General features: G+C 62.0%; 11 protein-coding genes. All 11 read left to right on the forward strand.

Translation table 11 applies throughout. The features are described 5' to 3' along the window. Window position 1: 1 nt before the first annotated feature. The 11 genes from IVA82_RS02365 (at window position 2) to IVA82_RS02415 (ending at window position 15,179) form a co-directional block, all read left to right on the forward strand. Window positions 2–1,594 carry an acyl CoA:acetate/3-ketoacid CoA transferase gene (locus IVA82_RS02365; protein ID WP_247381750.1) on the forward strand — a complete coding sequence of 531 codons (1,593 nt, stop codon included), beginning with the start codon at window positions 2–4 and terminating at the stop codon, window positions 1,592–1,594. Next, a complete protein-coding gene (locus tag IVA82_RS02370) occupies window positions 1,591–2,364 on the forward strand; it encodes an enoyl-CoA hydratase/isomerase family protein (protein WP_247381752.1) in 774 nt (257 codons plus the stop codon). The genes IVA82_RS02365 and IVA82_RS02370 overlap by 4 nt, the downstream gene beginning before the upstream one ends. Window positions 2,365–2,373: 9 nt before the next feature. Continuing rightward, window positions 2,374–3,915, forward strand: coding sequence for an aldehyde dehydrogenase family protein (locus IVA82_RS02375; RefSeq protein WP_247381754.1), 1,542 nt, complete (start codon window positions 2,374–2,376; stop codon window positions 3,913–3,915). 45 nt (window positions 3,916–3,960) lie between these two features. Then, complete coding sequence (locus tag IVA82_RS02380) at window positions 3,961–5,214, forward strand: ABC transporter substrate-binding protein (protein ID WP_247381755.1); 1,254 nt, start codon at window positions 3,961–3,963, stop codon at window positions 5,212–5,214. 67 nt (window positions 5,215–5,281) lie between these two features. Next, a complete protein-coding gene (locus tag IVA82_RS02385) occupies window positions 5,282–6,202 on the forward strand; it encodes a sugar ABC transporter permease (protein WP_247381757.1) in 921 nt (306 codons plus the stop codon). Further along, on the forward strand, window positions 6,199–7,074 hold the full coding sequence (locus IVA82_RS02390; RefSeq protein WP_247381759.1) for a carbohydrate ABC transporter permease: 876 nt from the start codon (window positions 6,199–6,201) through the stop codon (window positions 7,072–7,074). The genes IVA82_RS02385 and IVA82_RS02390 overlap by 4 nt, the downstream gene beginning before the upstream one ends. Window positions 7,075–7,079: 5 nt before the next feature. Further along, window positions 7,080–8,198 (forward strand): ABC transporter ATP-binding protein, encoded by a 1,119-nt coding sequence (locus IVA82_RS02395; protein WP_247381762.1) that lies wholly within the window; start codon window positions 7,080–7,082, stop codon window positions 8,196–8,198. Further along, window positions 8,195–9,715, forward strand: coding sequence for a GMC family oxidoreductase (locus tag IVA82_RS02400; RefSeq protein ID WP_247381764.1), 1,521 nt, complete (start codon window positions 8,195–8,197; stop codon window positions 9,713–9,715). The genes IVA82_RS02395 and IVA82_RS02400 overlap by 4 nt, the downstream gene beginning before the upstream one ends. Beyond that, entirely contained in the window at window positions 9,712–10,479 is a 768-nt protein-coding gene (locus IVA82_RS02405) for a 3-ketoacyl-ACP reductase (protein ID WP_247381766.1), read from the forward strand. The genes IVA82_RS02400 and IVA82_RS02405 overlap by 4 nt, the downstream gene beginning before the upstream one ends. 26 nt (window positions 10,480–10,505) lie before the next feature. Further along, window positions 10,506–12,164, forward strand: coding sequence for a GMC family oxidoreductase N-terminal domain-containing protein (locus tag IVA82_RS02410; RefSeq protein WP_247381768.1), 1,659 nt, complete (start codon window positions 10,506–10,508; stop codon window positions 12,162–12,164). Window positions 12,165–13,250: 1,086 nt separating this feature from the next. Next, window positions 13,251–15,179 carry a sugar ABC transporter substrate-binding protein gene (locus IVA82_RS02415; protein ID WP_247493152.1) on the forward strand — a complete coding sequence of 643 codons (1,929 nt, stop codon included), beginning with the start codon at window positions 13,251–13,253 and terminating at the stop codon, window positions 15,177–15,179. Window positions 15,180–15,717 lie beyond the last annotated feature (538 nt).

Below are 15,717 nucleotides of genomic sequence, written 5' to 3' on the forward strand. Positions count from 1 at the left end.
CATGGCCTTTCCAAGTGTTCTCACCGCCGACCAGGCCGCGGGTCTCATTCCGGACGGCGCGACAGTGACCGTGTCGTCGTCGTCGGGGCTCGGTTGCCCGGATGCCGTGCTCGCCGCGGTCGGCCGCCGTTTCGATGAAACCGGTCATCCGCGCCGGCTGACGACGCTCCATCCGATCGCCTCCGGCGACATGTACGGTATTAAGGGCGTCGACCACATCGCAAAGGAGGGACTCCTCGCCAAGGTGCTCGCCGGCTCCTATCCGTCCGGGCCGTCTTCGGCCGAGCCTCCCGCCATCTGGCGGATGATCACCGGCAATGCCGTTCCGGCCTACAACATCCCTTCGGGCATCCTGTTCGACATGCACCGAGAGGCCGCCGCCAAGCGACCCGGCGTCATCACCAAGATTGGGCTAGATACCTTTGTCGATCCCGACCGCGAAGGCTGCGCGATGAACGCACGCGCCGCCGCCGAACCCATCGTCTCGCGCATCGCCTTCGCCGACGACACCTGGCTGTTCTTCCCCGCCATCGTTCCCGATGTCGCCATCATTCGCGCGACGACGGCGGACGAGCGCGGCAATCTTTCCTACGAGCACGAGGGAGGCTATCTCGGTCCGCTCGATCAGGCGCTGGCGGTGCGGAACAATGGCGGCCTGGTCATCGCCCAGGTGAAACGCCTGGCCAAAAGCGGCACCCTGAAGCCGCAGCAGGTGATGGTGCCAGGCGTGCTTGTCGATGTCATCGTCGTGGCGCCAGACCAGATGCAGACGACGCAGACATACTACGATCCAGCCATCTCCGGCGAAATCTTCCGACCGCTCTCGTCTTTCTCCGTGCCCGACTTCGGCATCGAGAAAGTCATCGCCCGACGGGTGGCGCGGGAGCTCCAGTATGGCGACGCGGTTAACATCGGCTTCGGCATCTCGGCCAACGTGCCACGCATTCTCCTCGAAGAAGGCCGGTACCGCGACGTGACGTGGGTGATCGAACAGGGGGCCATCGGCGGCGTCCCGCTGCTCGACTTCCAGTTCGGCTGCGCCGCCAATGCGGAAGCCATCATGCCCGCCCCCTATCAGTTCACCTATTTTCAGGGCGGAGGCTTTCACGCTTCGCTCCTCTCGTTTCTCGAGATCGACCGGCAGGGTTCGGTGAATGTTTCAAAGCTTGGTTTCAAGCCCCATGTGACAGCGGGGGCCGGCGGCTTCGTCGACATCACGGCGCGTGCCCGCAAAATTGTCTTCTCCGGCTTCTTCACCGCCGGAGCCGGACTCGACATCTGCGACGGCCGCCTTGTCATCCGCGAGGAAGGGAAGGTGAGAAAGCTGGTCGAGACCGTCGAGCAGGTCTCCTTCTCCGGACCGCGCGCGGTCGAGCAGGCCCAGGCAATCACCTACATCACCGAGCGCTGCGTGATGGAACTGACGCGTGATGGCATTGCAGTGACGGAGCTCGCGCCCGGCGTGGACCTCGATCGCGACGTGCTCGCCCAAGCGAATTTCCCGCTGCTTGTTCCTGAAACTCCTCGGATGATGGATCCGGCCCTGTTTCGGCCCGAGCCGATCGGCCTCGTTCTGAAGGGGACAAACATATGAGCGACGCTATTCACCTGTCCAAGGAGGCCGGCGTCGCCCGCATCACGCTAGCGCGGCCCGCCAAGCTCAATGTCCTCGATGCCGCAATGATTGCGGCGCTCGTGTCAGCTGCCGACGCGATCGAGGCGGACGGTGACGTGCGCGTCGCGATCCTGACCGGCGAGGGCAAGGCCTTCTGCGCCGGTGGAGACATCGCTGCGTGGGGCGGTCTCGAACCTCTCGACATGTGGCGCCACTGGGTGTCGGCAGGGCACCGCGCATTTGACCGGCTCGCGCGGCTTCGGGTGCCGTTGATTGCCGTTCTGAATGGCCACAGCCTTGGTGGCGGGCTCGAACTCGCCGCGACAGCTGATTTCCGCATCGCCGAAGAACAAGCCCGGCTCGGCATGCCCGAGACCGGCATCGGCATGGTGCCGGGTTGGTCCGGCACACAGCGGCTCGTCCGCCGTTTCGGCGCGCGGGTCATGCGACGACTGGCGCTGTCCGGTGCGATTGTAGGCGCGGCGGAGGCCGAGCGCCTGGGTCTCGTTGACGAAGTCGTGCCCCAGGGACAAGGGATCGCGCGCGCCCAGGAACTCGCCGCAGCCGTCGCCGCGCGTGGTCCCGTCGCGGTCGCGATCGCGAAGCAACTGATCAATGCCGCCGAGGGCGAGGAGACGGCGGCGGCGATGGAGGCGATCGCCGGGGCGCTTACCTCCTACACCGATGACCTGAAGGAGGGCGTGGCGAGCTTCCGCGAGAAGCGCGCGCCGACCTTCGCCAACCGCTGAGACACCACCATGAATATTCCGATCGCCCTCGACCGCTTTCGCCTCGACGCCGCCCTGGCAGCGACGCAGCGCGGCTACGATCTGCTGATCGACGGCAACTGGAGAAAGGCCGCCGATGGCGGCGTGCTGTCGCGCGCGAGCCCGGCACACGGTGTCACGGTCTCGACCTACGCGCGGGCGGGCGCGGTAGAGGTCGAGGCGGCGCTCGCCGCGGCACGCAGAGCCTTCGACGATGGTCCCTGGCCCCAGCTGACGGGGGCGGAGCGATCCAAACGCTTGCTCAATGTCGCTTCACTTATCGAACGCGACGCCGAACTGCTCGCGACCCTCGATGTGCTCGAAAGTGGCAAGCCGATCACGCAGGCCCGTGCCGAGATCGCGGGCGCCGCCGATATCTGGCGCTACGCCGCGGCGCTTGCCCGGGATCTCCATGGTGAGAGCTACGGGACGCTTGGCCCCGGCAAGCTCGGCGTTGTGGTCAGGGAGCCGATCGGTGTCGTCTCAATCATTACGCCCTGGAACTTCCCGTTGCTTATCGTCAGCCAGAAGCTGCCATTCGCGCTTGCCGCAGGCTGCACCGCGGTGGTCAAGCCCAGCGAGCTCACCTCCGCCTCCACGCTGCATCTGGGTCGGCTCTTGCTTGAAGTCGGCCTGCCACCGGGTGTGGTCAATATTCTCGTCGGTGAGGGGCCCGACGTCGGGACGCCGCTCACCGCCGATCCGCGGATCGACATGGTCTCCTTCACCGGCTCGACTCGCGTCGGCAAAACGGCGATGGCGGTTGCCTCCGCGAGCTTGAAGAAGATATCGATGGAGCTCGGCGGCAAGAACCCTCAGATCATATTCCCTGACGCCGATCTCGATGCCGCGCTCGATGCGGTGGTATTCGGTGCCTATTTCAACGCCGGTGAATGCTGCAATGCCGGCAGCCGGATCATCCTTCATGAATCGATCGCCGATGATTTCCTTGCCGCGGTATGCACGCGGGCCGCCAGCGTGCCGGTTGGTGATCCGCTTGACCCGGCTGTGAAGGTCGGGGCGGTGATCACCCAAGCCCATCTCGAGCAAATCGAACACCATGTCGAAACCGCACGCTTTGCCGGCGCCGAGGTCGTGCTCGGCGGCAGCCGCCTGGTGAGCCCGATGGGGCAGTTCATGGCCCCGACCATCGTCAGCGGCGTCAAACCGGCCATGGCGATCGCGCGCGAAGAGATCTTCGGTCCGGTCCTGTCGGTCCTGACTTTCCGCACGACAGCGGAGGCCGTCGCGATCGCCAACGACACCGCCTATGGCCTCTCAGCCTCGGTCTGGAGCCACGATTTTGATACTTGCCTCACGGTTTCCCATGGCATCCGCGCAGGCTCGATTTGGGTGAACACCTTCATGGACGGGGCGGCCGAGTTGCCCTTCGGCGGCACCAAACAGTCCGGTCTCGGTCGCGAGCTCGGGCGCAACGCCGTCGCCGACTACACGGAAGAAAAGACTTTGCACTTTCACACCGGTCCGCGGATAGCCTGGTGGTTGCCAATCAGCCAACGCGGAGCTGCGTGAATAAGGCGAGCGTAGTCCCATAAGAACACAGAGAAGGAGGAAACAATGAGGTATTATCGCGAACTGATGACGGCCGTCATGGTAACGGGCGCCCTATCGATCGGAGCGGCCCGCGCGGATGAATCCGTCGAAGTGCTCCATTGGTGGACTTCGGGCGGCGAGGCCAAGGCTCTCAACGTCCTTAAGGAGACGCTCCAGAAGCAGGGCGTAACCTGGAAGGACATGCCGGTTGCCGGCGGTGGCGGTACCCAAGCCATGACGGCATTGAAGGCCCGCGTGGCCGCCGGCAATCCGCCCGCCGCCGTCCAGCTGCTCGGTTTCGACGTCACCGACTGGGCCGAGGAAGGGGTGCTTGCCGACATCAGCGCTGTGGCGGAGAAGAACGGTTGGGACAAGGTCGTGCCACCTGCCCTGCAAGCCTTCTCCAAATATAAAGGCAAGTGGATTGCCGCACCCGTCAATGTCCATTCCACCAACTGGGTGTGGCTCAACAAGGCGCTCTACGATAAGGCTGGCGGCAAGGCCCCGGAGAATTGGGACGAGTTCATCGCGCTCCTCGACAAGTTCAAGGCGGCCGGTGTCACAGCGCTCGCGCAGGGCGGAGCGCCCTGGCAGGATGCGACGGTCTTCGACTCTGTGGTGATCACGACTGGCGGTATCGACTTCTACAGGAAGGCGCTCGTCGATCTCGATGGGGCCGCGCTCGGCTCCGACACTATGACTAAGGTGTTCGAACGCATGTCGAAACTCAGGAGCTATTTCGACAGCAATCGCGCCGGACGCGACTGGAACCTCGCGACCGCGATGGTGATCAAAGGCGAGGCCGGCGCGCAGATCATGGGTGACTGGGCCAAGGGTGAGTTCGTCGCCGCCGGCAAGAAGCCCGGCGAGGATTTCGTCTGCATCCGCTTCCCGGGCACGCAAGGTATCGTGACCTTCAACTCCGACCAGTTTGCCGCCTTCAAAGTCGGCAAGGAGCAGCAGGACGCGCAATTTAAGCTCGTCGCCGACGTTGAGGATCCGTCGTTTCAATCGTCGTTCAATGTGATCAAGGGCTCAGCCCCGGCTCGCATCGACGTGCCCGATACGGCGTTCGATGCTTGCGGCAAGAAAGCGATCGCCGACCTCAAGGAGGCAAGCGCCAAGGGCACGTTGATCGGCTCATTTGCCCATGGTCATGCCAATCGCGCCGCCATCAAGCTTGCGATGTATGACGTGATCACGCGCGAATTGAACGGGCAGCTCGAGCCGGCCGCCGCCGCCAAGGCTCTGGTTGCTGCCGTGAAGAATGCCCAATAAGGGCCACCAAAGCGGGATGCCGCCATCGGCGGCATCCCGGCGCGGCCGGGCTGAGGGAGGAAATGTCATGACCATCACGACACTGGCGACGTCACGGACCCGGCGCGCCGAGGGCGGGATCGGCTGGTTGGAGGCCAATCTGCCGAAGATCGTGCTGGCCCCGTCCTTCGCCCTGACACTGGTTTTCGTCTACGGGTTCATTCTCTGGACAGTCTATCTGTCGTTCTCGAAGTCGCGGCTCGTGCCGAACTACGACTTCGTCGGCCTCGAACAGTATTATCGGCTGTGGAGCATCCCCAACTGGTATGTGGCGCTGATCAATCTCGCTATCTACGGCACGCTCTACATCACACTTTCGCTGATCCTCGGCCTCCTGATCGCGATCCTGCTCGATCAGCGGATCCGCGCCGAGGGTCTGTTGCGCGCCATCTATCTCTACCCGATGGCCGTGTCTTTCATCGTTACCGGCACCGCCTGGCAGTGGTTCCTCAATCCAGGCCTCGGGCTCGACCGGGTCATGCATGCCTGGGGCTGGCAGAGTTTCACTTTCGACTGGCTGATCGATCCCAAAATGGCGATCTACACTATCGTTATCGCCGGTGTGTGGCAGACGTCCGGCTTCGTCATGGCGATGTTCTTGGCTGGGCTGCGCGGCATCGACAACGAGATCATCAAAGCGGCGCAGATCGACGGCGCGTCGACGCCGAATATCTACTGGCGGGTCATCATTCCGCAGCTTAGGCCCGTGTTCCTGTCGGCATTCATTGTGCTCGCTCACATGGCGATCAAATCCTACGACCTGGTCATCGCGCTCACCGGCGGTGGGCCGGGTAATGCCACCGAGATGCCCTCGACCTTCATGTATTCCTACACCTTCACCCGCAACCAGATGGGAGTAGGCGCCGCCAGTGCCGTCATCATGCTGATGACCATCTCGGCGCTGATCGTGCCCTATCTCTACTCCGAGCTTCGGGAGAAGAAGACATGAGCGCACAGGCTTCAGCCACTCATCCGCGCGGACTCTCGCGCCTTTTCATCTATGGCACGCTCGGTGTGTTCGCTCTGTTTTACATGCTGCCCTTGTTTGTGATGATTGTTACGTCGCTGAAAACCCTCGACGAGATTCATTCAGGCACCATGCTTTCGCTGCCGGTCGCACCGACTCTCGACGCTTGGGAGAAGGCCTGGTCCAGCGCCTGCTCCGGTCTGAGCTGCAACGGTGTAAAGGGCTATTTCGTCAATTCCATCCGCATGGTGGTGCCAGCCGTGGTCATCTCGGCCATGCTCGGCGCCTTCAACGGTTATGTCCTGACCAAATGGCGCTTTACGGGCCACCGCTGGATCTTCGGCTTGATGCTGTTCGGCTGCTTCATCCCGTTTCAGGTGGTGCTGGTGCCGACCGCGCGTTTGCTCGGTTCGTTGGGGCTTGCCAACACCACGACCGGTCTGGTGCTTGTGCATGTGGTTTACGGCATCGGTTTCACGACGCTTTTCTTTCGCAACTTCTATGTCGCCTTTCCCGACGAACTCGTTCGCGCGGCGATGCTCGACGGGGCAGGTTTCTTTCAGATCTTCTTCCGCATTCTGCTGCCGTCATCGCTGCCGATCATCGTGGTGACGGTCATCTACCAGTTCACCAATATCTGGAACGACTTCCTGTTCGGCTCATCTTTCGCGGCGGGTGAGGCCGCGCCGATGACGGTGGCGCTCAACAACCTCGTTAATTCCTCGACCGGTGTGAAGGAATACAACGTCAACATGGCTGCAGCGATCTTCGCCGCCTTGCCGACGCTCTTTGTCTATCTCGTCGCTGGACGCTATTTCGTGCGCGGCCTCATGGCCGGCGCTGTTAAGGGGTAACGGCTATGGCCTTTCTCGACCTCATTGCGCTCAGAAAGCGCTATGGCACGATCGAAGTGCTCAAGAACATCAATATCGAGCTGGAAGAGGGCGGCTTCCTGGTCCTCGTCGGGCCGTCCGGCTGCGGCAAGTCCACCTTGCTGAGCACCATCGCCGGGCTCGAAACCATCACCGAGGGCGAAATCCGTCTGGCGGGCAAGGTCATCAACGATCTGCATCCGTCGAAGCGTGACATTGCCATGGTGTTCCAGTCCTATGCGCTCTATCCAACGATGACAGTCGAGGCAAATATCGGCTTCGGTCTCGAGATGCGCGGCGTGCCGAAGCAGGAACGAGCCAAGGCCGTCGCCAGAGTTGCGGAGACGCTGCAGCTCACGCATGTGCTGAAGCGCAAGCCGAGCCAGCTCTCCGGCGGGCAGCGCCAGCGTGTCGCCATGGGCCGGGTGCTGGTGCGCAATCCCCGCCTGTTCCTCTTCGATGAGCCTTTGTCGAATCTTGATGCGAAACTCCGGGTCGACATGCGAATCGAGATCAAGCGCCTCCATCAGGAGACCGGTCGGACCGTAGTCTATGTCACCCACGACCAGATCGAGGCGATGACCCTGGCCACCAAGATCGCAGTGCTCAAGGATGGTGAGCTGCAGCAAGTCGGCACGCCGCACGAGATCTACAATCGCCCCGCCAATCTTTTCGTCGCCGATTTCATGGGCTCGCCGTCCATGAACCTGGTGCGGGCGGCCGTGGTGCAGCGGGATGGACGCAAGGGTCTGAGCATCAGCCGTCGCAATGGCGGAGGCGATCTCGTGCTTGGTATCCCGCCGACGATCACGTCTACCACCCTGGAGGAGGGGCGCCGCCTCATACTCGGTCTGCGGCCGGAGGCGATCACGGATCGCGACAGCGCCGACCGCCATGCACGCGCGATCGAGTTCGTTGATTGCGCAGTCGAGATCGTCGAGCCGGCGGGGTCGGATACTTTCGTGGTCACTCACCTCGCCGACAAGGAAGTGGTCGCCCGCATGCGCTCGGATGCCGATGTGCGGCCCGGACAAACCCTGTCCTTCGCCTTCAATCTCGACAAAGCGGTCGTGTTCGATCCGGAAAGCGGGCAACGCCTCGCATGAACAGCCTACCGCACAAAACGGACGTTTTGATCGTCGGCTCGGGGATCGGCGGCGCCACGCTCGCCGCGGGGCTTGCCGAAAGCGGCGCTACCGTCACCATCCTCGAGCGCGGCGAGCAGCTGCCTGATTGTGCGGCGGCTCGCGATACGCGTGCCATCTTCGCCGAAGGTGTCTGGCGGCCGAAGGAGACCTGGCGCAACGCTCGCGGCGTGCCCTTCAGCCCGGGCAACTACTATTTCGTCGGCGGCAATTCCAAATTTTACGGCGCCGTGCTGATCCGCTATCGCGAGCGTGATTTCGAGGCGCTCGAGCATGCGGACGGCCTCTCGCCGGCTTGGCCCTTTTCCTACGGTGAACTCGAGCCTTGGTACGCCAAGGCCGAGACCCTGTTCAACGTGCATGGGCAGAGCGGGGAGGATCCGACAGAGCCGCCGCGATCGACCGGATTCCCACATCCGTCGGTTCCCGACGAGCCCTCCATCGCCGCCGCGCGGGCGCGGCTCAAGGCGATCGGGCTCAAGCCCTTCTCGCTGCCACTCGCCGTCGACGTCGAGCGCTGGCTCGCCCGCGGCCGCACGCCATGGGATGCTTATCCCGATACGCGCTGCGGCAAGTTTGATGCCGAGACGGGTCCACTCGCGATGGCGCTTGCCAGCCCGAATGTGTCACTCGTCACCGGAGCCCTTGTCGAGCGCCTTGTTTCCAGCGCCGATGGACGGCAAATCGCGGGGGTCGAGGTTCTGTATGAGGGCGAACGTCGCCTGATACACGCAGGCCTGGTCGTGTTGTCTGCTGGTGCGGTGAATTCGGCCGCGCTGTTGCTGCGTTCTGCGAACGAGAATTGTCCCGCAGGCCTCGCCAACCGCTCCGGCGTCGTCGGTCGCCATTTCATGAACCACAATTGCACGGCGATGCTCGCCGTCGACCCGCGGCAGAGAAACGATTCCGTCTACCAGAAGACGCTCGGTCTCAACGATTTCTATTTCGACGACGGACGCGGCGGCCCTCCGCTCGGTAACGTGCAGTTGCTGGGCCGCGTCACGGCGCCGATCCTGAAAGCCAATCTTCGCCTCGTGCCGGAGCGCTTGCTTGCCAAGCTCTCCGCCCACAGCGTTGACTGGTATCTGATGAGCGAGGATCTGCCGAACCCCGAGAGCCGCGTCAGGGTTGAAGGCGGCGACATCGTGCTCGACTGGCGGCGTAGCAACATGACCGCGCATCGCGGCCTCGTTGCACGTATGCGCGAGATGTTTCGCGCGGCCGGCTATCCGATTATCCTGACGCGCCCCTTCGATCGGCGCACGCCCTCGCATCAATGCGGCACCGTACGCTTCGGCGATGATCCTGACACTTCGGCGCTTGACACATACTGTCGGGCTCACGACCACCCTAACCTGTTTGTGGTTGACGCGAGCTTCATGCCCTCGTCTGCGGCGGTTAACCCGGCCTTGACGATCGCAGCGCAGGCGCTGCGCGTTGCCGATCACATCGTCGCTAAGAGGTTTGCCGCATCATGAGCCGCCCCGTTGCCATCGTTACTGGCGCTTGCCAGGGTATCGGCCGTGCCATAGCCGAAGCGCTCGCCGAGCGGAGCTTCGATCTCGCCGTGACCGATCTCGCGCCGCAGGCGGAGGGCGAGGCATTGCTGAAAGACCTCGCCCGCCGCGGCTGTCGGGCGCTCTATCAGTCAGGCGACATCGCCGACCTCGCCACGCACGCGCCGTTGGTTGAACGGGCGCTTGCTGAATTTGGTCACATCGACTGTCTCGTCAACAATGCCGGCATGGGCGCCGTCGTGCGGGGCGATCTCCTCGATCTAGCGCCAGAGAATTTCGACCGGATCATGGCCGTCAACCTGCGCGGTACGGTGTTCCTGACGCAGGCCGTGGTCAGTGCCATGCTCTCGCGACCGCCCGCCGATGCACCGCGATCGATCGTGACGATCACGTCGGTGTCGGCTGAACTCGCCTCATCCGAGCGCATCGACTATTGCATGTCGAAGGGTGCGCTTGCGATGTGGGTGCGCGGCCTTGCGCTCAGGCTCGCGCCCGAGGGTGTCGGCGTCTTCGATGTGCGCCCCGGCATCGTGCGCAGCGCCATGACGGCGAAAGTGGCCGCCGCTTATGACGAGCGCATCGCCGCCGGACTGGTGCCGGCGCGACGTTGGGGCGAGACAGGCGACGTGGCCACCGTCGTTGCGAGTCTCGCCTGCGGCGACTTCGCCTTCGCGACAGGCAGCGTCATCGCTGTCGATGGCGGGCTCTCCATTCCGCGACTCTGATGGCCGACGATTCGAGGGCAGACCCCATGACGTACGACTACATCATCGCGGGGGCGGGATCAGCCGGATGCGTTCTCGCCCACCACCTGAGCGAAGATCCAACCATCCGCGTGCTCCTCGTCGAGGCGGGAGGGCGCGACCTCAATCCGCTGTTCCATATGCCGGCCGGCTTCGCCAAGATGACGAAGGGAATAGCAGCCTGGGGCTTCTCAACAGTGCCGCAGCGCCACCTCGGCGGTCGCGCGCTCCGCTATACGCAAGCGAAAGTGCTAGGCGGCGGCTCCAGCATCAATGCTCAAGTCTACACCCGCGGCAATCCACAGGATTACGACGCCTGGGCTGCGGGGGGTGCGACAGGCTGGAACTACACAGAGGTTCTGCCCTATTTCAAGCGTGCCGAAGACAACCAACGCTTCGTCGACGCCTATCACGCGCGCGGCGGGCCACTCGGTGTGTCCGTTCCGATCAATCCGCTGCCGATCAGTGAAGCCTTCCTGCGAGCGGGGCAGGAGTATGGAATACCCTACAATCCGGATTTCAACGGCGCCCGCCAGGAGGGCGTCGGGCATTACCAGGTGACGGTGCGCGATGCGCGACGCTGCTCCACGGCCACGGCTTACCTGAAGCCCGCGCGCGGCCGGGCTAATCTCACCGTTATCACAAGCGCACGCATCACCCGCATCGTCGTGGAAAAAGGACGCGCCGTGGCCGTCGAGATGGTGCGTGATCGCGGGCCTCTTGAGGTCGTCCGTGCCGAGCGGGAAATCATCGTGACGTCTGGCGCGATCGGTTCGCCGCGTCTTCTGCTGTTGTCCGGCGTGGGGCCGGCCGATCATCTGACGTCCGTCGGCATCAAGCCCGTGCATGACCTGCCCGGAGTGGGCGAAAACCTTCAGGATCATCTCGACCTTTACGCGATCGCCGAGTGCAAGGGCGACTTCACCTATGACAGCTACGCCAAGCTGCACCGGACCGTATGGGCGGGGCTGGAATATCTCCTGTTCAAGAGCGGCCCGGTCGCGTCCACGCTGTTCGAGACGGGCGGATTTTGGTACGCCGACGCGACGGCAAGGGCAGCCTGCTGGCCCGACATCCAATTCCACCTCGGCCTCGGCTCCGGCATCGAGGCCGGAGTGGAGAAGCTCAAGAATGCAGGCGTCACGCTGAACTCGGCATTCCTCAGGCCGCGCTCCCGCGGCACCGTTCGCCTCGCAAGCGCAGATCCCTTGGTGATGCCGCTGATCGACCCGAACTATTGGGAGGATCCTCTCGATCGGTCGATGTCGCTCGAAGGGTTGAGGATGGCGCGGGAGATCCTGCGGCAACCTGCGCTGGCGCCTTTCATCATGGCCGAGCGCATGCCGGGCGCGGCAATGACAAACGAAGCCGAACTCGCCGATTATGCCGTCAGGACCAGCAAGACCGATCACCACCCCTGCGGCACATGCGCGATGGGGACAGACCGCATGGCGGTCGTCGACCCGGACCTCAGGCTCCGGGGTATCGACGGCATCAGGATTTGTGATGCGTCTGTGATGCCGCGGATCACCTCGTCGAACACCAACGCACCGACCATCATGATCGCCGAAAAAGCTGCTGACCTCATCCTCGGCAACACGCGCCTCCCAGCTGCCACGCTTCACCAGCGGTCGCCGATCTCCTTTCAACAGGAAGCGCACGCATGACAAGGCTGGCAATTAGATACTCCGCTCACAGATGCATGCTCGGGCATCGTTCGTTGTCTCTAAGGACCGCTAAGTGAGGCGTCTGCGGGCTGGATTGCTCCAGCGGTCAAGCTATCGGCAGCATCGAGGCGTTCTGCCGGCTTGCCGGATCGGATGGTCGCATGAGCTATGAGTTCGACTTCGCCGACGTTTTCGCGGCTTGGCCCGAGTTGCTTCGAGGTCGCTTTGGTACGTCTAGCACGCGCAAAGGCACCTGCAGAAATTTGCATTGTCATGCCTATGAGCCACTGGGTCCGGAACGGAGATTTGGGCGATGGTTCAATCAAATATCCGAAACCCGAAGCGGATTGGTCGGCTCGACTTTACGCGTGACGCACCGTTGCGCGCTTCGGTGCTCGTCTGGACCCTTTCCTCAAAGCGAGTGCGTAAAAGTCGCTGGGCTAGATCACCTGGATCTCTATGTCCAATTCAGCGCCCTCGCGAGAGTTGTTCCGCTAGCCCATCGCCTCCCAGGGCGCGAGCACGAAGTTGTGGTGTCTAAAAAACTTAGTCTCAAGCATGTGGGTGGCCGTAAGGTTCTGACGTTCACGAAGCTTCACCCCAAAATGGTCAGAACTCACCCTGAAATGATCAATCAGGGCGCGCCAGTGAAACCTAGAATAAAGTCATGGGAACGAAGGGCTATATCCGCAGAATTCGCAAAGACAAGCGCAGTTGTCAGGAGGCCGGCTGGTGATAACGAGCTCGGTGCTATCCGATTCCAGTCAGTGCGATTCCGCACTGCGACCGCCGCAAATTGGGCTCATCCAGCTCGGCTCCTGGACTCGCAAATTGTTCACCCCGCGCTGAGACCTCGACATTTAATGGGCGATGCGGGATCCGCCAACGAGCGCCCGAGAGCAATCTCCAAACACACCCTGCGTCTTGTCGCCAGACGGCTGCTGCGAGTCCCTCGGGTGCGTTGTCGCGCGGACAACGCGCGTTGCTCACATTCAGCCGCTGAAATGTGCCTCATGGTGGCGAAGCTGAAAAGGATAAAGAACACATAGGGATGACGATCAATGCTGCGAGAGTTGGGATACTGAGTTGGCGTGCGAATCTGACAGAGGAAAAACCGACAGGCTATCGCTTCTTTCGGGTGAGTTGTTGGCGATGGCGGCGGGGATCAGGGAGAATCCCAGGTTCGAAGAGGCGCTTTGCGTATTTGCCCGCGACTACGTGGAGCCATTCAAAGGCGATCCTCTCCTCAGCAAGATCGCTACCGACGAGGCACGCCATTTGCTCCGCGGGCACATCGTTTTTCTTCATTATCGGCGAGACATCGGCAATCCCGAATCCGGGATCGCCCTTCATCGTCTGCAAGAATTCGCAACTATGCACGGCCTTTGCGGCAAGAACCGCGTCGCCGCACTAATTCGTCTCCTCAGGCATGCAGATTATTTGCGGCCTGTCCGGCGCGATGGCGACAGGCGCGTCATGAGGCTTGAGCCAACGGAATTGGCAAGAGGTGCACTGCGGAAGTTCATTGTCGCCTACTTAAAAGCCTTGGACGCCCTGAACGGCGACGAAAGCCTTCAATCGCGATTTGAACGCGACGACAGGCTCCCGGAGGCAATCGTCGCGAACACGACCGAAATGTACTTCGACAATTGCCGGATTCTCGACGCTGTTCCGGAGATGCGCTTATTCAGCGGGCGAGATGCTGGGTTTGCAATCTTGCTTAGACTTTGGACCATGTTTGATCCGACGCGCTCAACAACGGGCCAGGTCGTATCGTTTCCGTACGGTTCCATCGCCAAGTATTTCGGCGTATCAAGAGCGCATGTGCGCCGCTTGATGGAGACTGCTGCGCTAGAAGGCTATTTTGTTTTACATGCCGATGGCGGGCGGGCGGTTGGGATTCGCCCTTCGCTGGTTGAACTCGTAAAAACATACATGTCCTTGCACCTTGCGCTTTATCAGTGCGCAGTCATTCGTGTGAATGCGGAAGTCACACACGCAGCTTCCGAAACTTTCAGATCTTCAATTGAAGGACGTTCCATCGAGCCAACTGGCGCCACGAACGCCATGGCTGCAACGTTCGCGAAGCCTGCAGTGACGCTCGCAAAGCGTCCAGGAGATTATCGTTTCTGTCTCTCCGTTCCGTTTACCGGCCAAGATTCGTTCCGGCGCATCATTGCTGGCTATAAGGACGCGGTTTCCAAGCTGGGAGGGTCTCTGACGATTGCAGACGCCAAGTGGGACGTCAAAAAGCAGACTGAGCAGATCGCCTCGTTCATCGCATCGAAGCCGGATGCTCTGTTTATCCTACCTGCCGACCCCGGGGCTGTGTCGAGGTCGATCCAGGCAGCGACTGAAGCGGGTATCCCGACGTTCCTGTGCGACAGCTACGTTCCTGGAGCAACCGCCCAATCGACCTCGATGCACAACCACTTTGCAATGGGCGCGGCTGCTGCGGAGTACATCTGCAAGAGACTCAAAGGAAAAGGCAATATCGCCATTGTCGATCTCCCATCGAACGAAGCGTGGAGCACTCGTTCGGACGGACTGAGATTCGTTCTTTCCCGTTATCCCGACATCAAGGTCGTTGCCGAATGCGCATTTGCCCTGACCGGCTTAGCGACGCCCCAGGAGGCGATTGCGGAGATGCTGGTCGCGCACCAGAACATCGATGCAATCTGGAATGCCTGGGACGGTGGAGCAGTCGGCGCCGCGCTGGCGATCCGTGCAGCCGGGCGCTGCAACATTTTTGCAACAGGTATCGATGGCGGCAGCGAGGCGTTCGAGTACATCAAGAGTGGCTCCGCCTTCTGTTTCACTGTCGCGCAGAGCTTCTACGAGGAAGCTTATCTCAGCGTCTACTATGCGCACGAAGTGCTCGCCGGCCGACGAGCGCCGCGCATCATCGTCAATCCGGCGTACGCAGTCACTCGGAAAACTTTGTTGCGTGGCGTTCCGGTGGACTATGACCAACGTGGTGTCGCCGATAAACTCGGCTGGCGCCGCGTTCTCTAGACTCTGACAAGGCGGATCTCTTTGCTTTCATTTTACGAGAAGGCGGTTGAGCGTTTGCATCGACGGAATTGGTTTTCTAGATGGATGTTTCCCGTTTTGCAGTGACGCTCACGCTCGCGCCGGAGCATTGTCGCAGCCAGAGAAGACCGGCAAGATGCTGCTTTGTATCGGGCCGTTGATCGCTGTATGTCGGATTATCCAGAAAGTAGATGAGCTCCGCGTTCTATTCGGCCGTCTGCCCTGCCGGCGTTGCGTCCGTGAACAGAGGCGCCGCCGATCGCGCCGGCAGGGGCAGGGTTCCGTTCGTTGCCGCTGGAAAGACCGGATGGACCATGCCTTCCAGGCGAACCGCCTCACATCGGCATCATCGAAGCGAGGAAGTGAGTGGCCTCGGAGAACAGAACAAACCCTGCGCGGGTTGCGACGCTCCTTTGCGCGCTGGCTGCCGAGACCTCCGGCTTGTCTAGCGGAACGCGCCAGAAGAGGCGCTGGCAACCTTCGGGAACCATCCAGCTTCCCACGACGGCTTCATTGAGCG

Origin of the sequence: Bradyrhizobium sp. 142 (genome assembly GCF_023074015.1) — a bacterium.
Taxonomy (GTDB): Bacteria; Pseudomonadota; Alphaproteobacteria; order Rhizobiales; family Xanthobacteraceae; genus Bradyrhizobium.

Excerpts from the sequence above, each read along its gene's own strand:
- IVA82_RS02365 (WP_247381750.1), top strand. The coding sequence starts at position 2 with ATGGCCTTTCCAAGTGTTCTCACCGCCGACCAGGCCGCGGGTCTCATT.
- IVA82_RS02370 (WP_247381752.1), top strand. The coding sequence starts at position 1,591 with ATGAGCGACGCTATTCACCTGTCCAAGGAGGCCGGCGTCGCCCGCATC.
- IVA82_RS02375 (WP_247381754.1), top strand. The coding sequence starts at position 2,374 with ATGAATATTCCGATCGCCCTCGACCGCTTTCGCCTCGACGCCGCCCTG.
- IVA82_RS02380 (WP_247381755.1), top strand. The coding sequence starts at position 3,961 with ATGAGGTATTATCGCGAACTGATGACGGCCGTCATGGTAACGGGCGCC.
- IVA82_RS02385 (WP_247381757.1), top strand. The coding sequence starts at position 5,282 with ATGACCATCACGACACTGGCGACGTCACGGACCCGGCGCGCCGAGGGC.
- IVA82_RS02390 (WP_247381759.1), top strand. The coding sequence starts at position 6,199 with ATGAGCGCACAGGCTTCAGCCACTCATCCGCGCGGACTCTCGCGCCTT.
- IVA82_RS02395 (WP_247381762.1), top strand. The coding sequence starts at position 7,080 with ATGGCCTTTCTCGACCTCATTGCGCTCAGAAAGCGCTATGGCACGATC.
- IVA82_RS02400 (WP_247381764.1), top strand. The coding sequence starts at position 8,195 with ATGAACAGCCTACCGCACAAAACGGACGTTTTGATCGTCGGCTCGGGG.
- IVA82_RS02405 (WP_247381766.1), top strand. The coding sequence starts at position 9,712 with ATGAGCCGCCCCGTTGCCATCGTTACTGGCGCTTGCCAGGGTATCGGC.
- IVA82_RS02410 (WP_247381768.1), top strand. The coding sequence starts at position 10,506 with ATGACGTACGACTACATCATCGCGGGGGCGGGATCAGCCGGATGCGTT.